We start from the raw sequence: 19,683 nt of genomic DNA, 5'->3' as shown, positions 1-19,683 counted from the left end.
CCTGCGGTCATGGGCGATCCCGGGCTGTTCACCCCCGACTCCGTGACCTGGCAGATGCACGGCGACCCCATGATGTGGGTCGCCGGCATCCGCGCGCTGTACCTCCAGGCCCTGCATCCGCGCGCGGTGCGCGGCGTCATGCAGAACTCGGACTTCCGCAAGGACGCCTGGGGGCGGCTGATGCGGACCGCCGACTTCGTGGGCACGACGACCTACGGCACCACCGAGGCCGCAGAACGCGCGGGCGCCCGCGTCCGCAAGATCCACAGCATGCTGTCGGCCACCGACCCGGACACCGGTGAGCGGTACGGCGTCGACGAACCAGCGCTGCTGCTGTGGGTGCACTGCGCCGAGATCGACTCCTATCTCCAGGTCCTGCGCCGCTCCGGGTTCCGGCTCACCGACGCCGAGGCCGACCGCTACATCGGCGAACACCGGGCGAGCGCCCGCCTGGTGGGCCTCGACCCCGACGCCGTACCCGCCAACCAGCAAGAGATGAACGCCTACTTCGAGAAGGTCCGGCCCGAGCTCGCCGTCGGACCCGAGGCACGCGAAGTGGACGACTTCCTGCTCCGCCCCCCGACGCATCCCCTTCTCGTCCCGGCGCGCGAGGTGCTGTGGCGGCGCGTGGCGCACCTGGCGTACGCCGCCCTGCCGCCGTACGCCCACGAGCTGTACGGCAGACCGGCCCCGAAACCCGCCACCGTCACCCTGCGCCTGCGTGCCACGGGCACCCTGCTGCGCTGCGTTCCCGCACGTGTGCGCTGGCAACTCCCGCCCAAACACATCCTGCGCGCCATGGCACGCCTCGGCCCGGGCGCGCGCCCCGCACCGTACAAACTCGGACGACAGCTGGCCATACTGGACGAGCCAGGGGTGGGTGGGGCGAACCGTACGGGGGGCGATCGCGGGAGATGGGGGACAGCAGGCTGATCCACGGCCGGTACCGGCTGCTCGACCTGATCGGGCGGGGCGGGATGGGCGAGGTGTGGCGGGCCCGGGACGAGTCGCTGGGCCGGCATGTCGCCGTGAAGTGCCTCAAGCCTCTCGGCCCCCACCACGACCAGGCCTTCACCCGGGTCCTGCGGGAACGCTTCCGGCGTGAGGCCCGCGTGGCCGCCGCGCTGCAACACCGCGGGGTGACGGTGGTGCACGACTTCGGCGAGGACGACGGCGTCCTCTATCTCGTGATGGAGCTGCTGGAGGGCCGCAACCTCAGCCAGCTCCTGGAGGACAACCAGCACCACCCGCTGCCGGTGGCCGACGTCGTGGACATCGCCGACCAGGTCTCCGCCGCCCTCGCCTACACCCACCGGCAGGGCATCGTGCACCGCGACCTCAAGCCCGCCAACATCATGCGGCTCACCGACGGCACGGTGAAGATCTGCGACTTCGGCATCGCCCGCCTCGGCCACGACATCGGCTTCACCTCCCGGCTCACCGGCACCGGCATCGCGATGGGCACCCCGCACTACATGTCCCCGGAGCAGATCGGCGGCTCCGAGGTCGACCAGCGCAGCGACCTGTACTCGCTGGGCTGCGTGCTCTACGAGATCGCCACCGGCGCCCCGCCCTTCGACCTCGACGACGCCTGGGCCATCCTCGTCGGCCACCGCGACACCCCGCCCCGCCCGCCGCGCAGCCGGCGCCCCGAACTGCCCGAGTACCTCGACAAGGTCATCCTCGACCTGCTGGCCAAACGCCCCGAACAACGCCCGCACGACGCCCGCGAATTGGGCCGGCGGATCAACATGGGCCGGACGACACCGGCGTACGTGCCCACCGTGGTGACCCCGCAGCCGGTGCTCCGGCCGCCCGAGCAGGCCCCCTCCCGCGAGGCCCGCCTGCCGTCCTGGACGCGCGGCATGACCACCGGCCACAAGGCCACCGGAGCCGGGCTGAGCACCACCCCGCCGGACGCCGGGGCCGGGCTGACCGGCGAGTGGATCGCCCGGCCGGCTACCGGCCACGTGGAGGAGCCGGCGCCCGACCGGCCCTCCGCTCCGTCCCCGCAGACGCTCGCCGCCCTGGTAGGACGGCACAACGCCGGACTGAGCCTCGGCAGACTCGGACGCTGGGCGGAGGCCGGCGAGGTGCACCGGGCGGTCGCCGCCGAACGCGCCCACCTGCTCGGCCCCGACCACCCCGACACCCTCGCCAGCCGCTACGAGGTCGCCTTCACCCTCAGCCGCACCGGCCGCGCCGCGGAGGCGCTGCAGGAGTACAAGCACGTGGCCGCCGCGAGAACCCGCGCCCTGGGCGCCGACCACCCCGACACCCTCGCCGCCCGCCAGGAAATGGCGTACGTGCTGGGCCAGTTGGGCCGCCACTTCGACGCCCACGAGGTGTACAAGTCGGTGCTCGCCGCACGTGAGCGGGGGATGGGCGCGGACCACCCCGACACCCTGCGCTGCCGCCACAACCTCGCCTTCAACCTCAGCAGACTCGGGCGCCTGGAGGACTCCTACCGCATGGCCCGCGAGGTGGCCGCCGCCCGCGCCCGGGTGCTCGGGCCCGACCACCCCGACACCCTGGTCACCCGCTACGAGGTCGCCTACGCGCTCGGCCAGCTGGGCCGCTGGCCGGAGGCCCTGCAGACCTACCGCGAGGTCGCCGAGGCCCGCGCCCGGGCCCTCGGCCCCGACCACGCCGACACCCTCGCCGCCCGCTACGAGGTCGGCATCAGTCTGGGCCGCCTCGGCCGCAGCGCGGAGGCCCTCACCCTGTACCGCGAGCTGATCGACGACCGCACCCGCGTCCAGGGCCCCACCCACCCCGAGACCCTGCGCGCCCGCCACGGCCTCGGCGTCAACCTCGGCCGCCTCGGCCGCTGGGAGGAGGCCCTCGCCGAGTCCCGCGACGTCTGCGCGATCCGCGAGCGCGTCCTCGGCCCCGAGCACCCCGACACCCTGGTCAGCCGCCGCGAGGTGGCCGTCGGTCTGGGGTGGCTGGGCCGCTGGGCCGACGCCCTGACCGAATACCGCCGGGTGGCCGCCGCCCGGGAGCGCGTCCTGGGCCCCGACCACCCCGACACCCTCGCCAGCCGTAACGACGAGGCACACTGCCTGGAACAACTCGGCCGGGGCGCCGAGGCCGTCGAGCTGTACCGCCGGGTGGCGGCACTGCGCCAGCAGCGGGCCTCCCACGGAGGCTGAGCGCTCCGGGGTCCGTATCGCCGTACACCCCTGGCCGCTGACGATCATCGCGTGTTACCAAGAAGCATGTCTGCACACGAGGGACCCGCGACGCACCGCACCTACGACGCCGTGATCGTCGGCGGAGGGCACAACGGCCTGGTCGCCGCCGCCTACCTGGCCCGGGCCGGGCGCTCCGTGCTGGTCCTGGAGCGGCTGGAGCACACCGGCGGAGCCGCGGTGTCCACCCGTCCGTTCGCCGGGGTAGACGCACGCCTGTCGCGCTACTCGTACCTGGTCAGCCTGCTGCCGAAGAAGATCGTCCGGGATCTCGGTCTGGACTTCCGGGTCCGCGCCCGCACCATCTCCTCGTACACACCCGTCGAACGGGACGGAAGGGCGACCGGACTCCTGGTGGGCGGCGGGGAGCGGCGCACCCGCGAGGCCTTCGCCCGGCTGACCGGCTCCGAGCGGGAGTACGAGGCCTGGCAGCGCTTCTACGGCATGACCGGCCGCGTCGCCGAGCGGGTCTTCCCCACGCTCACCGAGCCGCTGCCGGACCGGGAGGAGCTGCGCCGGCGCATCGACGACGACGAAGCCTGGCGGACCCTGTTCGAGGAACCGATCGGCGTGGCCATCGAGGATCGCTTCGCCGACGACCTGGTGCGGGGCGTGGTCCTCACCGACGCCCTGATCGGCACCTTCGCCGACGCCCACGACCCGTCCCTGGTACAGAACCGCTGCTTCCTCTACCACGTCATCGGCGGCGGCACGGGCGCCTGGGACGTGCCGGTCGGCGGCATGGGCGCGTTGACCGACGCCCTGGCCGGCGCCGCCCGCGACGCGGGTGCCGTCCTCGCCACCGGGCACGAGGCGGTACGGATCGACACGGACGGCCGAACCGCCGAGATCACCTACCGCACGGCCGACGGGGAGGGCACCGTCGCCGCCCGGCACGTCCTGGTGGGCGCCTCCCCGCAGGCCCTCGCCGAGCTGACCGGCGACGCGCCGCCCGCTCCCGCCGAGGGCGCGCAGCTCAAGGTCAACATGCTGCTCAAGCGGCTGCCGAAGCTGCGGGACGAGTCGGTGGACCCCCGCGAGGCGTTCTCCGGCACCTTCCACATCGCCGAGGGCTACCGGCAGCTGGCCACCGCCCACGCCCAGGCCGCCGCCGGCCGACCGCCCCTCGCGCCACCCTCCGAGATCTACTGCCACTCGCTCACCGACCCCACGATCCTCGGCCCCGACCTCGTCGAGCGGGGCTACCAGACCCTCACCCTGTTCGGCCTGCACACCCCGGCCCGGCTCTTCGACCGGGACAACGACGCCGTGCGCGAGGAACTCCTCAAGTCGACCCTCGCCCAGCTCGACGCCCACCTCGCCGAACCCCTCGCCGACTGCCTCGCCACCGACGCCGACGGCCGCCCCTGCATCGAGGCGAAGACCCCGCTGGACCTGGAGCGCGACCTGCGGCTGCCCGGCGGCAACATCTTCCACCGGGAGCTTTCCTGGCCCTACTCCGCTACGGACAGCGGACGTTGGGGTGTGGAGACCCGGCACGCGAACGTGCTGCTGTGCGGTGCGGGGGCGGTGCGCGGCGGGGGAGTGAGCGGTGTGCCGGGGCACAACGCGGCGATGGCGGTGCTGGGGGCGACCGGCGAGTGACCGGTTCGGCACGGGACTTCTACGACTCGCTCGCCGCCGACTACCACCGCGTCTTCCCGGACTGGGAGGCGAGCATGGCCCGGCAGGCGGCCGTGCTGGACCCCATGATCCGTCGCGAACTCGGTCCGGGTCCGCACCGGTTGCTGGACTGCGCCTGCGGCATCGGCACCCAGGCGATCGGCCTGGCCCGCGCCGGACACCGGGTGGTCGGCAGCGACCTGAGCCCGGTGGCCGCCGCTCGTGCCGCCACCGAGGCCGAGTCCCGCGGGACGAACCTTCCGGCCGTGGCGGCGGACATGCGGCAACTCCCTTTCAGGACGGCCGCCTTCGATGTCGTCGTCTGTGCCGACAACTCCCTAGCCCACCTGCTGACCGCCCGCGACGTGACGGCGGCACTCGGCGCCATGCGGCGCGTCCTGAGGGACGACGGCCTGCTCCTGCTCACCCTCCGCGACTACGACGAGCTGCGCCGCACCCGTCCCGCCTCCTCGCCGCCCCAGGTCTCCCGCGGTCCGGACGGCCGGTCGATCACCTTCCAGCTCTGGCACTGGCACGAGGACGGCGAGCGCTACGACCAGGAGTACTTCCAGCTGGTACCCGACGGAGGGGGCTGGCAGGTGCGGGTACGGCGGACCACCTCCCGGGCGGCGACCCGGGACGAGGTGGCGGACGCGGCGACCCGGACCGGTTTCACGGACGTCACCTGGCACACCCCCGGGAGCAGCGGCTATTACCAGCCCGTCCTGACGGCGCGCGCGACGACAGGGCGAAGCGTCCACCTGCCGTGACCACCGCGTCTCGCCCGCAGCGGGTGAGGCGGCGGGGCGGTCCACCGGCTCCCATGGGAGGGGCGGAACCTGCGCCCGGGGGCCGACTTCGGCGAGGTGGACATCATGCGACACTGGCGCGCTCTGATCGTTCTGGGGACGGCCCAGTTCCTGATGGTGCTGGACACCTCCGTCATGAACGTCTCCATCAGCCAGCTGGTCAAGGACTTCGACACCGAGGTCACCGCCATCCAGGCGGTCATCACGCTGTACGCCCTGGTCATGGCCGCATTCATGATCATCGGCGGTCGGCTCGGGGACATGTGGGGCCGCCGTCGCGTGTTCCTGCTCGGCATGACCGTCTACGGCACCGGATCCCTCATCACCGCTCTGGCGCCCACCCTGTGGGTCCTCGCCGTGGGCTGGTCGGTGATCGAAGGGCTCGGTGCCGCCATGGTGCTGCCGGCCATGGCGGCCCTGGTCGCGGAGTCGTACCGGGGACGCGAGCGGGCCGTCGCCTACGGGGTCATCGGCGGACTCGCCGGCGCGGGGATCGCGGTAGGCCCGCTGCTGGGCGGCTGGGTGACGACGTACCTGACCTGGCGGCTGGTCTTCGCCGGGGAGGTCGTGGTCGTCATCGCCGTCCTGCTCTTCCGGAAGGCGATCGCGGAGGTCCCGCGGAGCGGGCCGCGCCCGCATCTGGACGTCGTCGGCGCCGTGCTGTCTGCGGCCGGCCTCGGCCTGGGCGTGCTCGGCGTGCTGCAGAGCGGCTCCTGGGGCTGGGTGCAGCCCCGCAACCCGCCCTTCACCGTGTTCGGCTTCGCGCCGACGCTGTTCGTCATCGGCGCCGGAGTGGGAGTCCTGGGCGTCTTCGTGCGCTGGGAGCACCGGAGGGAGGCCCGTGCGGCCGATCCCCTCGTCCACCTGGTGCTGCTGCGCCGGCCGGCCCTGCGGTCCGGGCTGCTGACGCTGCTCAGCCAGAACCTCATCCTGCTGGGCCTGTTCTTCGCCATCCCCCTGTATCTGCAGGTGGTGCAGGGCTTCGACGCGTTCCAGACCGGGCTGCGCCTGCTGCCGGTCTCCATCACCATGCTCGCGTCCTCCACGGTCGCCTCCCGGCTGGGGCGCGTCATCGGCCCGCGCCGGGTGGTCCGGCTGGCGCTGCTGACCCTGACCGGGGCGATCATCTGGCTGCTGGCCACGATCGACCCGGACATCGACGACGCCCAGTTCGCCGGCGCCATGGCCGTGCTGGGCATCGGCATGGGGCTGCTCGCCTCCCAGCTGGGCAACGTCGTGCAGTCCAGCGCCGGTGAGGAGGAGCGCAGTGAGGCCGGCGGGCTGCAGTTCACGGCCCAGAACCTGGGCTCGGCGCTGGGCACCGCGCTCATCGGCTCGCTGCTCATCGGCGCACTGGCCCACGCCTTCACCACCCAGGTGGAGAACAACCCGCAGCTGTCGGACCAGGCCCGTCACGAGACGAGCGTGGCCCTCGAGTCCGGCATCAGCTTCGTCTCCACCGACCAGGTGCACACGGCGGCCGAACGCGCGGGACTGCCACCCGGCGAGGTCGACGCGCTCACGGACTCGTACGCCGCCGCCCAGCTCCAGGGGTTGAAGGCGGCGATCCTCGCCGCCGGCGGCATCACCCTCGCGAGCTTCCTGGTCACCCCGGGCCTGCCGGGCGCCCCGGCCGCGCGGGCCCGGCAGCCCAAGGCAGGAACGGCGGCGCAGGCCGTCGGCGGCACGAGCTGAGAAGGGGGCGGCCGTCATGTCCCGCACGGACCGGATCATGCCGGGGGCTCGGAGCGTGGAGCACCGGGCCGCCTCCGACTACACGGGCGGCGTCTACGGCTCCATGCTCGCCGCGTCCGTGGTGGTCGGGGCAGCCACGCAGGACTCGTTCCCGCGCCCGGAACTGGTGCTGCTGCTGTTGCTGACCGGCCTGGCGTTCTGGATCGCGCATGTGCACGCCCAGCTGTTCGGCGCCCGGCTGGCCCGGCAGGCCCTCGACCGCCGGGTCGTCTGGCGGGTCTGCCGGGAGGAGTGGCCGATCGTCAAGGCGGCGGTGCCGCCGGCCGTGGCGGTGGCGGTCAGCCCGCTGCTGGGCCTGGACATCCAGGGCGCACTCTGGCTGGCGCTCTGCGTCGCCGTCGCGGGTCAGATTGGCTGGTCGATGGCGGCGGCCCGGCGCGCCGGCGCCGGCTGGCCGCTGGTGACCGCGACCGCCGTGGTCAACCTGGTGCTCGGTCTGCTGATCATCATGCTCAAGATCTTTCTGACGCACTGAACGCCCGCCCCACCGGGATCATCCGTTCAGAGAGAGGCCGGCTCATGCAGCGCTACGAGATCCGCATCGACGGTCAGCTGTCGACGACCCTGACCGCGGCCTTCCCCGAACTCGATCACGTGGTGATGTCGGATCAGACCGTGCTGTACGGCCCGGTCGTCGACGAGGCACAGCTGTACGGGCTGCTGACCCGCTGCCAGTCTCTTGGGCTGCGTGTGGTCGAGATGTGTCAGGTGCCCGAGTGACCGGTTGCGGTGTCAGAGTGTCTCGGCGGTGACCCTGCCGGAGTCCACGGCGACCCGGAGCGCCGCGTAGTCCCGCTCGTTCTGGTCGGCGTAGGCCTGCGCGAACCCGACGAGCGCGCGGTCGAAGCCGTCGCCGGAGCCCAGGTAGGCGCCGATCGCGATGGGATCGCCGGAACGGGCGTGGGCCCGGGCCAGCGAGGCCCCGCACACCTGAGCGAACAGGTTCAGCATGTCCGGGTCCATGGTCTCGGGCCGGGCGATGCCCTTCCAGTCCCGCAGCTGTCGTACGTAGAAGTCCCGCTCCTGGCCGTCGAGGCCGACGACGTGGGTGTAGCCGAGGAAGATGTCGCTGGTCGTCTGGATGAGCCGCTGCCCGGTCACCACCCGGCGGCCCTGGTTGTCGAACCGCTCGCCGCCCGCGTGGGCCGCGAGGACCGACTCCTGCGCCTCCTTGGCCTGCAGCAGCAGGGGATCGTCGTCGTCGCGGCCGAGCAGCAGCAGGATCCAGCAGCGGGTGCCGACACTGCCGACGCCCACCACCTTGCGGGCCATGTCGACCAGGCGGTAGTGGCGCAGAAGGTGCCGGCGCTCGGAGGACAGCGTCGGCGCGTAGTCCTCGACCAGGGTGTGCAGCTCCTTCTCACGCCCTTCCTCGCCCGGCTCCGTCTGCAGGTCCTCGAACGGGGTGATCAGCGGCGGGTCCGGGGCGATGCGCCGGCCCTCGGGGGTGTCATGCGTGAGCTTGGCGAAGGCCTGCATATGGGTGCGGGTGCGGGCCTGCTCCGCCGCGCGTGCCGTGCGGCGGCGCTCCTTCTTGTCCATCGAGGAGGCCATCAGTCCGCGCAGCTTGTCCACGTCGTCCAGGGCGTACCAGATGTCGAGGGTGCGCATGCCGGCGAACTCCCGCATCCGCTCCCGGTAGGTGCGCACGCAGACCCGGACGGCGCGGTCCTGCTCCGCGGTCGGGAATCCGTTGGCGCGGGCCGCGATCACGAAGCTGGCCGCGAGGCGCTTGACGTCCCACTCGAAGGGGCCGGGATACGTCTCGTCGAAGTCGTTGATGTCGAACACCAGGTGCCGTTCCGGAGAGGCCAGCATCCGGAAGTTCAGCAGATGGGCGTCCCCGCACAGCTGCACGCGCAGACCGCTGTGGGGCAGTGCGCCCAGGTCGGTCGCCATGATGGCGGCGGCGCCGCGGTAGAAGCGGAACGGCGACTCGAGCATCCGGCCGTAGCGGATCGGTACCAACTCGGGCACCCGCGTGGCGGACTGACGCTCTATCACGGCGATCGGGTCCGGCCGCTCCGGCCCGGGGTCGAACCGGCCGTGGCTCGAACGCGGGAGACGGCCGCGCTCGCTCTTGCCGTAGGAAACCCTGTCCGGCACCGACAGGGTGGACGTGAACGGGCTGTGTGCGGACATGGTGACACCTCCGGAACGGGTTCTCACCCCACCTCACCGCCGCACCCGCGCACAGGGATCACCCGCGAGGGGTGACCCGGCGACCGGTGGCGGGCGGGACGCTGGCCGGGTGGGAGTCCCGCGCGCACGGCCTCGCCGGCGGCCGTCGCGGTCCACCCGATCACGCGAGGAGGCGCCATGACCGTGTCGCGTGACCCGGCACCCCGTACCGCACCGGGGTACCCGCCCGGCGAGCAGGCGCGGCCCGCCCCGCCCGGCGACCCGGCGGACGTCCTCGCGGGTCTCGGCGGATCGTGGACCTGGATCCTCGCCTCGGCGATCGCCACTCTGGTGCCCGGCGTCATCGTCCTGGTGTGGCCGGACGAGACACTGCACGTCCTCGCGGTGCTGATCGGGCTGTACCTGCTGGTGGGCGGGGTGTTCCGGTTCGTCACGGCCTTCTCCCGCCGCGAGCACGGCGAACGCCTGCCCGCCCTGCTGGTGGCGGTGCTGTTCGTGCTGGCGGGTGTGCTGTGCCTGCGCCACCCGCTGCAGACCGTCGCCACGCTGTCCCTGATCGTCGGGGCGGTCTGGCTGGTCGGCGGCATCCTGACGGCGTACACCGCGCTGGCCGCCCGGGACCTCCCGCACCGCGGCTTCGTCCTGGGCGCCGCGGCGCTCGCCTGCGTAGCCGGAATCCTGGTGCTGGCCACGCCCACCGACTCGGCCCGCGCCCTGACCCGGCTGCTCGGAGTGTGGCTGGTCCTGCTCGGCGTGGCCGAACTCGCCCTCGCCCTGGCCTGGCGAAGCGCTCTGCACAGGGCCCTGGCGGCGAACCGGGGCGGGCCCGCCGCACCTGACTGACAACAGTCGGGGGCCCGCGGGCCGGTCTCCTCGTCCCAGGAGCCCCCGCCGCATACGACAGGGGGGGACCCATGGGTACCGACAAGGTCTCCGCACCACATGCCGACAGCGGCACCGCGCAAGCCGCTCACGTCCTGACCGCCGACGAGCACGCCGAGTACCGGCGGCTGCGCCGAGCGGCCACCGTCCGCCACCGGCATCTCCGCCACGCCGTGGCCACGGTCCTGCTGGTGCTGACCATGCTGCTCACACCGTTGGCCCTGGTGGCGGCCTGGGTCCACGACGAGGTCGCCGACACCGCCCGCTACGTCCGGACGGTGGCGCCCCTCGCCTCCGACCCGGCCGTGCAGGACGTCCTCATCGACCGGCTGACCCACCGTGTCGTCTCCAACCTCGACGTCGACGCGCTCACGGCCTCGCTCACCACCGCTCTGCGGAAGTCGGGAGCCCCGCCCCGTGTCGTCGAGAGCTCCACGGCGCTGGCCGGCCCTCTGCGTTCCGCGGTCACGGGCGTCGTCCACCGCAACGTGAGCCGCGTGATCACCAGTGACGCCTTCCGGCAGGCATGGGAGGGCTCCAACCGCCGCGCCCACGCCGCCGTCGTGCGCATGCTGACCGGCGACAGGAGCGGTGCGCTGCGTGCCGAGGGCGACACCGTCCAGCTCGACCTGGGCCCGGTGGTCGACCAGGTACGGCAGCGGCTCGTCGACGCCGGTTTCGAGAAGGCCGCCGCCATCCCGGACAGCGACCGGACGATCACCCTGTTCCGCACCGAGCAGCTCGGCAGGGCCCAGGACGGCATGCGGCTGCTGGACGTCCTGGGCACCTGGCTGCCCGTACTGACCCTGGTCACGGCCGCCTGCGCCGTGTGGGCCGCTCCGGCGCACCGGCTGATGCTGCTGATCACGGCCTCGGGCATCGGCGTGATGACGGTGGTGCTGCTCGTCGCGCTGGCCGTCCTGCGACGCGTCTACCTGGACTCGGTCCCCTCGGACACGCTGCCCACCGACGCCGCCGCGGCGATCTACGACACCTTCGTCCGCTTCCTGCGCGACAGCACCCGGACGCTTCTGGTCGTCGCCGTGATCACGGCGCTCGCCGCCTATCTGCACGGCCCTGGCCGGGTCGCCCGCCGACTGCGGGGGCTCGCCCGGCGCGGCACCACCGCCACCGGGCGGGCGCTGGGCCGGGCCGGAGTGCGCACGGGCGGCACGGGACGGTGGCTGGACACCCACGGGAAGTGGATCACCGGCCTGGTGATCGGCGCCGGAGCCCTGGCCCTGGTGCTGTGGAACCACCCCACGGTCGGCGGGGTGATCCTCGTGCTCGGCCTCGTGCTCGCCGTCCTTTTCGCCGTGCGGGTCGCCGCCGCCGTGGCTCCGGCGGCCGACGCGCCCTCCGGACTCACCCGCGCGGGGTGATGCCCGACCGGCTTGCCGTGCCCACGCTGAAAGCAGACAAACCGGCGGCCGGGCGGCCGCCCGGGACGAAGGAGAGCCATGAACGCGCCGACGTACCTCGCGTACGACTATCCGCTGCTGAGCGTCTTCTGGTCCATGCTGGTGTTCTTCCTGTGGATCATGTGGTTCGTCCTGCTCTTCCGGATCGTCGTCGACATCTTCCGCGACGACGAGATGAGCGGCTGGGGCAAGGCCGGCTGGCTGGTGTTCGTCATCGTCCTGCCCTTCCTGGGCGTCTTCGTCTACGTGATCGCGCGGGGCAAGAACATGGGGCGCCGGGAGATCGCACAGGCGCGCGCACAGCAGGACGCCTTCGACAGCTACGTCCGGGAGACGGCCAAGGGCGGCGGCACCAGCAGTGTCGACGATCTCGCCAAGCTGTCCGAGATGCGCTCCCGCGGCGACATCACGGACGACGACTACCGCCGGGCCAAGGAACTGGTCCTCAGCGGTTCAGGGGCCCCCGACCGCGCGGGTGGCGTCGGCTCGTCCGCCGGCCACCTCTGAGGCACACCGGACGACAGGAATCGAGGCAGCACCATGACCGCCACACACCCCGCACACGCGCACGCGACCAGGCAGGCCTGGGCCGGCGGGCTGATGACCTTCGGGGCCGTGATGCTCATGATCGCCGGACTGCTGGACGTCTTCCGGGGCATCATGGCGATCGCCTCGGACGACATCTTCGTCAACACCCGCAACTACGTCTTCCAGTTCGACCTCACCGGCTGGGGCTGGATCCACCTGATCCTGGGCGCGGTCGGCGTGCTCGTCAGCTTCGGGCTGTTCCAGGCCATGACGTGGGCGCGGGTCGCCGGAGTGGGGATCGCCGCGCTCATCATCATCGCCAACTTCCTCTCGCTGCCGTACTACCCGGTGTGGTCGGTCGTGATGATCGCGATGTCGGGATTCATCATCTGGGCCCTGTGCGTGGTCCGGCAGGACGACGAGTCCTTCGACCCGTTCGAGCGCCCGGGGCACGACATCTGACGATCCGTCGGCAGCGGACCGGCGCCGGCGCCCCCCAAGGGGCCCGGCGCCGCAGAAGTCTGATGGAGCGTCAGAAAAAGTCTTCCGTCGGCCGGAGGACTGCGGCATCCTGCGCCCATGCAGACGGAGCTGAGCAACACACTGGGAGTCGAGCACGCCATTTTCGGCTTCACGCCGTTCCCCGCCGTCGCCGCGGCCATCAGCCGGGCCGGCGGTTTCGGTGTGCTCGGCGCGGTCCGCTACACCGCCCCCGACGACCTCAAACGCGACCTCGACTGGATCGAGGCCCACGTCGACGGCAAGCCCTACGGCCTCGACGTCGTCATGCCCGCCAAGAAGGTGGAGGGCGTCACCGAGGCCGACGTCGAGGCGATGATCCCCGAAGGGCACCGGCAGTTCGTCAAGGACACCCTCGCCAAGTACGGCGTGCCCGAGCTGGCCGAGGGGGAGGCGTCCGGGTGGCGCATCACCGGGTGGATGGAGCAGGTCGCCCGCACCCAGCTCGACGTCGCCTTCGACTATCCGATACGGCTGCTCGCCAACGCCCTCGGCTCCCCGCCCGCCGACGTCGTCGCCCGCGCCCACGAGCACGACGTCCTCGTCGCCGCCCTCGCGGGCAGCGCCCGGCACGCGGTCAAGCACAAGGAGGGCGGCATCGACATCGTCGTCGCCCAGGGCTACGAGGCCGGCGGGCACACCGGCGAGATCGCCTCCATGGTGCTCACCCCCGAGGTCGTCGAGGCCGTCGACCCTCTTCCGGTGCTGGCCGCCGGCGGCATCGGCAGCGGACAGCAGGTCGCCGCCGCGCTCGCCCTCGGCGCCCAGGGCGTATGGCTCGGTTCCCTCTGGCTGACCTGCACGGAGGCCGACATGTCCTCGCCCGCGGTGACCAGGAAACTGCTCGCCGCCGGATCCGGCGACACCGTCCGCTCCCGCGCCCTGACCGGAAAACCGGCCCGGCAACTGCGCACCGAGTGGACCGACGCCTGGGACGACCCGAACGGCCCCGGCACCCTCCCCATGCCCCTGCAGGGCCTGCTCGTCGCCGAAGCCCTCACCCGCATCCAGAAGTACGAGGTCGCGCCCCTGCTCGGCACGCCCGTCGGGCAGATCGTCGGCCGGATGACCAGCGAACGCAGTGTCCAGGCCGTCTTCGACGACCTCACCCGCGGTTTCGAGAAAGCCGTCGACCGCGTCAACCGCATCGCCGGAAGGAGCGGCAAGTGACCAGCACGCCCCCCGCCGGATTCTGGGCCCAGGCCACCCACGACCCCGACCGCACGGTGCTGATCGCACCCGACGGCGAGGAGTGGACCGCCGGACGCCTGCACGCCGTAACCAACCGGCTCGTCCATGGCCTGCGCGCCGCCGGCCTCGAACGCGGGGACGCCTTCGCGGTCGTCCTCCCGAACGGCCCCGAGTTCTTCACCGCGTACCTGGCCGCCAGCCAGGCGGGCCTCTACCTGGTCCCGGTCAACCACCACTTCGTCGGTCCGGAGATCGGCTGGATCGTCGCCGACTCGGGCGCCAAGGTGCTCATCTCCCACGAGCGTTTCGCCGCCCCCGCCCGCCACGCGGCCGACGAGGCCGGGCTACCGGCGAGCCACCGCTACGCCGTCGGCACGGTCGAGGGCTTCCGGCCCTACGCCGAACTCCTCGACGGACAGCCGGAGTCGGCGCCCTCCGACCGCGAGCTCGGCTGGGTCATGAACTACACCTCGGGCACCACAGGCCGTCCCCGCGGCATCCGCCGCCCGCTGCCCGGAAAGCGCCCCGAGGAGGCGTATCTCGGCGGTTTCCTCGGCATCTTCGGCATCAAACCGTTCGACGACAACGTCCACCTGGTCTGCTCGCCGCTCTACCACACGGCGGTACTGCAGTTCGCGGGCGCGTCGCTGCACATCGGGCACCGCCTCGTGCTGATGGACAAGTGGACGCCCGAGGAGATGCTCCGTCTGATCGACACCCACAGGTGCACCCACACGCACATGGTCCCCACCCAGTTCCACCGCCTGCTCGCCCTGCCGGAGCCGGTACGGCGGTCCTACGACGTCTCGTCCATGCGGCACGCCATCCACGGCGCGGCCCCCTGCCCGGACCACGTCAAGCGGGCCATGATCGACTGGTGGGGCGACTCGGTCGAGGAGTACTACGCGGCCAGCGAGGGCGGTGGCGCCTTCGCCACCGCCGAGGACTGGCTGAAGAAGCCCGGCACGGTCGGCAAGGCCTGGCCGATCAGCGAACTCGCCGTGTTCGACGACGACGGCAACCGGCTGCCGCCCGGCGAACTCGGCACCGTCTACATGAAGATGAACACCGGCGGCTTCGCCTACCACAAGGACGAGGCCAAGACGAAGAAGAACCGCATCGGAGACTTCTTCACCGTCGGCGACCTCGGCTACCTCGACGAGGACGGCTACCTCTTCCTCCGCGACCGCAAGATCGACATGATCATCTCCGGTGGAGTCAACATCTACCCCGCGGAGATCGAGTCCGCCCTGCTCGCCCACCCGGCCGTCGCCGACGCCGCCGTCTTCGGCATCCCGCACGACGACTGGGGCGAGGAGGTCAAGGCGGTCGTGGAACCGGCCCCGGGCCATGAACCCGGACCGGACCTCGCCGCCGACCTCCTCGCCCACTGCGCCGGACAACTCGCCGGCTACAAACGGCCCAAGAGCGTCGACTTCATCGCCGAGATGCCCCGCGACCCCAACGGCAAGCTGTACAAACGCCGGCTGCGGGACCCCTACTGGGAGGGCCGCACCCGTCCGGTGTGAGCGGCCGTCACGACCGGACCCGGATCACCCTGAGGACCGGCGAGGACCGGATGTCCTTCTCGCAGAAGCGGGCGGTCACCCACTTCTCGCCCGAGAACAGCCGGGTCTGGTCGCTGTAGTGCGGCGAGTTCGGGTTCTCGGACTGGGCGTACGTCAGCAGGGTGCGGGCCACCGGGCAGCCGCTGCCGTCCCAGCCGACGGCCTGGATGTGGCTGGAGCCCGTCGTCACCTCCGTGTAGCCGCCCCGCGCCGCGTCCCACACCGGCTCGATCTTGTTCCACACACCCAGCCTCTCCGTACCGCCCGGGACGGGGATGCGCTTGCCGCCCCGCACCACGAACTGGTGCTCGCCGAGCGGGGAGTCGAGCGGGATGCCCGCCGCCCGGAGCTCGCCGACCGTGTCCGCGAGGGCCGTGGTGAAGCCGGGAGCGGCGGTGTTGAGCGTGTTCGGTGTGTGGACCGGGTCGGCCGCCGAGAACGGCACCTTCCAGAACCGGGCCGCCGGCACCGTGGCCGTCAGCCTGCGCCAGAAGCGGTCGAAGAGCAGGGCGCCCCGGCTGTCGGTGTTCATGGTCCGGTCCCAGGCCGCGAGCGTCCCGCAGGCCTCGGCGACGTCAACCACCTTCCCGTCACTGGCCGTTGCCGTGCCGCCGGGCAGCGCGGCACACGCCTTCGCCGTGTCGGCCGCCGCCAGCTCGCCCGCGGGCGCCCGATTGGCGAACTCCTGCCGCTGCAGGTCCCGGACCGTGAGCCCGCCCCGCTTCGCCAGCGCCGCCACGTCCTCGATCGCACCCCGTGTCCGCAACTGACGCTGAGTGCCGATGTCCCCGAAGACGCGCTCGTATCCCGTGAGGGGGTGGTCGGCGTTCGTCAGCCAGGGACTGCCGTTGGAGTTCTCCGCGTAGGGGGCGTCCAGAAGCGTCGGCATCCGGGAAGGCCCGAAGGTGCCGGGCTGCACGGCGTCCTTGTCACTGCCGGGCGCACAGTCGCCCCGCGAGCCGTCGAGGACCGCCAGGCCCGCCTGCGCGTAGGTGACCTTGCCGAGGTCCGTGGAGCAGCGCGCCGCGAGGTCGTCGGTGATGCGGGGCAGGATCTGCGACTGGGTGTAGAGGGAGTGCCCCGAGGAGTCCGCGGCGATGGTGTTCACCCACGGCAGCCCCTGGTGCCGGTCGAGGGACGTGAGGATGTCCGCCGTGCCGCGTGCCTTGCCGAAGCCCAGCGAGGTGTCGGCGAACCGCAGGTTGGCGGCGTTGGGATCGTTGAGCGCGTAGGCCGTCGTGGCCGTCCAGGGCAGCGGCGGATCGCCCTGCGGGTCGGCGACGACGGGGCCGTAGCGGGTCCACCACTGGGTGCGGGTCACGGGGGCGCCGTCCTTGACCGCCACCGTGACGGTCCGCCCGGTCATCCGCTCCGGCTTGCCGTCGACGAGATAGACGGTGGGGTCGGCCGGGTCGAGCGTCAGCCGGGTGAGGTTGAACGGAACCCCGGTCGCGACGGTGTGGCTCCACGCCACACGGGAGTTGTAGCCGATGGAGACGGTCGGCGAGCCCAGCAGCGAGGCTCCGGCGACGTTCAGCTCGCCCGGGATGGTCTGCTGCACCTGCCAGAAGCGGCGCCCGCCGTGCCACGGGTAGTGCGGGTTGCCCAGCAGCAGACCCCGTCCGTTCGCCGTGGTGGCACCGCTGAAGGCGACGGCGTTCGACCCCATGTCCGAGTCGGCGGTCCGGGCGCGCACGGCCCTGATCAGGGCCTGGGCGTCGAGCATGGCTTTGGTGCCGGTGCCGGTGCCGGTGCCGGTGGGCGGCTGCGCGCCGGTGATCTCGTCCACGGCGCCGCCCTGGCCGCCGAGCACCGAGATGGCGTAGAAGCGGGCGGCCACGTCCGTGGTCGTGACCGGCCGCACCCAGGCGGCACTGCGGCACGCCGGGTCATTGATCCGGTTCTGCGCGAGCCAGGCGTTGTACCCGGCGGCGAAGCCCCGCATCAGGTCCTTGGCGTCCCTGCTCGGGCCCAGCGGTGCCGGTTCGGCGAGCAGCTTCTCCACCGTGCGGGACTCCCGCACGCCACGGAAGTACAGGTCGCTGGAGAGGTTGTCGGCGGCCGACGAGAGCGAGAAGTCGGTCGACGCGTCGGCTCCGAAGTAGCGCGAACGCTCACCGCGCACGGTCACGAAGCCGTCGGCGAGCGTGCACACCTGGTCGGCGGCCTGCGCCCAGCCGGTGCCGAAGCCGAGGTCCGGGTAGTCCTCGGCGACGATGTGCGGAATGCCGTACTCGGTGTAGCGGATCACGGCGGACAGTCCGCCGCGGGCCGGACTCTCCTGACGGGCCTGCCGGTCCGCCGCGGCGGCGGGCACCGCGGTGGATGCGGTGAGCAGGGCTAACGCCGCGATGAGCAGTCGTCTCGGGCGGATGCGCAAGGGTGTCTCCCAACGTCATCGGGGGAAGCTGCGATTGGCCGTACGAACGTGCTTGACCTGCCCCGGTCACGGACCGAGGATCATGAGTCATGACGCAGGGACACGGCAGCACGGTTGACGGGGTGCTGCGGCGCAGCGCCCGGCGCACCCCCGCGCGGGTCGCGGTGGAGTACGGCGAGCGGTCATGGACGTACGGCGAACTCGACGAGGCCGTCTCCCGCGCGGCGAGCGTCCTGCTCGGCCAGGGGCTGGAGCCGGGCGACCGGGTCGGCGCCTACGGCCACAACTCCGACGCCTACCTGATCGCCTTCCTCGCCTGCGCCCGCGCCGGCCTCGTGCACGTCCCGGTCAACCAGAACCTGACCGGCGACGATCTCGCCTACATCGTCGGCCAGTCGGGCAGCTCGCTCGTCCTCACCGATCCCGACCTCGCGGACCGGCTCGCCCACGACGTCCGGACCCTGCCGCTGCGCGACACCGACGACTCCCTGCTCGCCCGGCTCACGACCGCGCCCGCGTACGACGGCCCCGAGCCGCGCACCGAGGACCTGGTCCAGCTGCTGTACACCTCCGGTACGACCGCCCTGCCCAAGGGCGCGATGATGACGCACCGCGCGCTGGTCCACGAGTACCTCAGCGCCATCACCGCCCTGGACCTGTCCGCCGGTGACCGGCCGGTGCACTCCCTGCCGCTCTACCACTCGGCGCAGATGCATGTGTTCCTGCTGCCGTACATCGCCGTCGGCGCCACCAACATCATCCTCGACGCGCCCGACGGCGACCGCCTCTTCGACCTGATCGAAGCGGGCCGCGTGGACAGCCTGTTCGCGCCGCCGACGGTCTGGATCGGTCTGTCCAACCGCCCCGACTTCGCCACCCGGGACCTGAGCGGCCTCCGCAAGGCCTACTACGGCGCCTCGATCATGCCGGTGCCCGTCCTGGAGCGGCTGCGCGAACGGCTGCCGAAGCTCGGCTTCTTCAACTGCTTCGGCCAGAGCGAGATCGGCCCCCTGGCCACCGTCCTCGCCCCGGACGAGCACAAGGGCCGCATGGATTCCTGCGGCCGGCCCGTGCTCTTCGTCGACGCCCGCGTGGTCGACGAGGACGGCAAGGACGTCCCCGACGGCACGCCCGGTGAAATCGTCTACCGCTCGCCGCAGTTGTGCGAGGGCTACTGGGACAAGCCGGAGGAGACCGCGGAGGCCTTCCGGGACGGCTGGTTCCACTCCGGCGACCTCGCGGTGCGCGACGCGCACGGCTACTACACGATCGTCGACCGGGTGAAGGACGTCATCAACTCCGGTGGCGTCCTGGTCGCTTCACGCCAGGTCGAGGACGTCCTCTACACCCACGAGGCGGTCGCCGAGGTCGCCGTGATCGGCCTGCCCGACGAGCGGTGGGTCGAGGCCGTCACGGCGGTCGTCGTACCACGCGGCGAGGTCACCGAGGAAGAGCTCATCGCCCACACCCGCGAGCAGTTGTCGCACTTCAAGGCCCCGAAGCGGGTGGTGTTCGTCGACGAACTCCCGCGCAACGCCAGCGGGAAGATCCTGAAACGGGAGCTGCGGGACAGCCTCGGTGCATGATGCGGCGCGGCCCGGGTACCCGACGTGCCCCTTCCCGGGCACGTGATGCGATGCACAGGAAAGACCCGTTTCGTACCCGGCACGG

General features: G+C 72.2%; 16 protein-coding genes. 14 read left to right on the top strand and 2 right to left on the bottom strand.

Annotated elements, in window-relative coordinates; all coding sequences use genetic code 11:
• Positions 1-9: 9 nt before the first annotated feature.
• From ACWCQ1_RS03515 to ACWCQ1_RS03485, 7 genes are all read left to right on the top strand, one after another.
• On the top strand, positions 10-933 hold the full coding sequence (locus tag ACWCQ1_RS03515) for an oxygenase MpaB family protein (RefSeq protein WP_133048429.1): 924 nt from the start codon (positions 10-12) through the stop codon (positions 931-933).
• Complete coding sequence (locus ACWCQ1_RS03510) at positions 915-3,155, top strand: tetratricopeptide repeat protein (protein WP_451025736.1); 2,241 nt, start codon at positions 915-917, stop codon at positions 3,153-3,155. The genes ACWCQ1_RS03515 and ACWCQ1_RS03510 overlap by 19 nt, the downstream gene beginning before the upstream one ends.
• 66 nt (positions 3,156-3,221) lie before the next feature.
• The gene (locus ACWCQ1_RS03505; protein ID WP_207929978.1) at positions 3,222-4,799 is read left to right on the top strand and encodes a phytoene desaturase family protein; all 1,578 of its coding nucleotides are present in this window, start codon (positions 3,222-3,224) and stop codon (positions 4,797-4,799) included.
• On the top strand, positions 4,796-5,587 hold the full coding sequence (locus ACWCQ1_RS03500) for a class I SAM-dependent methyltransferase (RefSeq protein ID WP_451025735.1): 792 nt from the start codon (positions 4,796-4,798) through the stop codon (positions 5,585-5,587). The genes ACWCQ1_RS03505 and ACWCQ1_RS03500 overlap by 4 nt, the downstream gene beginning before the upstream one ends.
• A gap of 105 nt (positions 5,588-5,692) precedes the next feature.
• Positions 5,693-7,321: an MFS transporter gene (locus tag ACWCQ1_RS03495; RefSeq protein WP_133048432.1), complete on the top strand. Its 1,629-nt coding sequence runs from the start codon at positions 5,693-5,695 to the stop codon at positions 7,319-7,321.
• 16 nt (positions 7,322-7,337) lie between these two features.
• Positions 7,338-7,856, top strand: a complete 519-nt coding sequence (locus ACWCQ1_RS03490; protein WP_358600297.1) for a hypothetical protein — start codon at positions 7,338-7,340, stop codon at positions 7,854-7,856.
• A gap of 44 nt (positions 7,857-7,900) precedes the next feature.
• Positions 7,901-8,101 carry a hypothetical protein gene (locus ACWCQ1_RS03485; protein WP_133048434.1) on the top strand — a complete coding sequence of 67 codons (201 nt, stop codon included), beginning with the start codon at positions 7,901-7,903 and terminating at the stop codon, positions 8,099-8,101.
• 12 nt (positions 8,102-8,113) lie between these two features.
• On the opposite strand, the gene ACWCQ1_RS03480 is transcribed toward ACWCQ1_RS03485, so the two are convergent.
• Positions 8,114-9,523 carry a DUF2252 domain-containing protein gene (locus ACWCQ1_RS03480; protein ID WP_358600294.1) on the bottom strand — a complete coding sequence of 470 codons (1,410 nt, stop codon included), beginning with the start codon at positions 9,521-9,523 and terminating at the stop codon, positions 8,114-8,116.
• Positions 9,524-9,700: 177 nt separating this feature from the next.
• On the opposite strand from ACWCQ1_RS03480, the gene ACWCQ1_RS03475 reads away from it, so the two are divergent.
• The 6 genes from ACWCQ1_RS03475 to ACWCQ1_RS03450 all read left to right on the top strand — a co-directional run bounded on the left by ACWCQ1_RS03475 (position 9,701) and on the right by ACWCQ1_RS03450 (position 15,593).
• Positions 9,701-10,366, top strand: a complete 666-nt coding sequence (locus ACWCQ1_RS03475) for an HdeD family acid-resistance protein (RefSeq protein ID WP_358600291.1) — start codon at positions 9,701-9,703, stop codon at positions 10,364-10,366.
• Between the two features lie 71 nt (positions 10,367-10,437).
• Positions 10,438-11,787 (top strand): hypothetical protein, encoded by a 1,350-nt coding sequence (locus ACWCQ1_RS03470; RefSeq protein WP_358600288.1) that lies wholly within the window; start codon positions 10,438-10,440, stop codon positions 11,785-11,787.
• Between the two features lie 78 nt (positions 11,788-11,865).
• Entirely contained in the window at positions 11,866-12,333 is a 468-nt protein-coding gene (locus ACWCQ1_RS03465) for a PLD nuclease N-terminal domain-containing protein (RefSeq protein WP_133048438.1), read from the top strand.
• Positions 12,334-12,366: 33 nt separating this feature from the next.
• Complete coding sequence (locus ACWCQ1_RS03460) at positions 12,367-12,816, top strand: DUF7144 family membrane protein (protein ID WP_358600285.1); 450 nt, start codon at positions 12,367-12,369, stop codon at positions 12,814-12,816.
• 117 nt (positions 12,817-12,933) lie between these two features.
• Positions 12,934-14,043, top strand: coding sequence for an NAD(P)H-dependent flavin oxidoreductase (locus tag ACWCQ1_RS03455; protein WP_133048440.1), 1,110 nt, complete (start codon positions 12,934-12,936; stop codon positions 14,041-14,043).
• The gene (locus ACWCQ1_RS03450) at positions 14,040-15,593 is read left to right on the top strand and encodes an acyl-CoA synthetase (RefSeq protein WP_451025734.1); all 1,554 of its coding nucleotides are present in this window, start codon (positions 14,040-14,042) and stop codon (positions 15,591-15,593) included. The genes ACWCQ1_RS03455 and ACWCQ1_RS03450 overlap by 4 nt, the downstream gene beginning before the upstream one ends.
• Positions 15,594-15,600: 7 nt before the next feature.
• Here ACWCQ1_RS03450 and ACWCQ1_RS03445 read toward each other — a convergent pair whose 3' ends face one another.
• Entirely contained in the window at positions 15,601-18,012 is a 2,412-nt protein-coding gene (locus ACWCQ1_RS03445; RefSeq protein WP_451025733.1) for a penicillin acylase family protein, read from the bottom strand.
• 89 nt (positions 18,013-18,101) lie between these two features.
• Between ACWCQ1_RS03445 and ACWCQ1_RS03440 the strand changes: the two genes are divergently transcribed.
• Entirely contained in the window at positions 18,102-19,598 is a 1,497-nt protein-coding gene (locus tag ACWCQ1_RS03440; protein WP_451025732.1) for an acyl-CoA synthetase, read from the top strand.
• The last annotated feature ends 85 nt before the right edge of the window (positions 19,599-19,683 follow it).

It is taken from the genome of Streptomyces sp. NPDC002144, from assembly GCF_053593695.1.
The sequence above is the reverse complement of the archived record's forward strand: the minus strand, read 5'-3'. Positions and strand labels throughout refer to the sequence as shown.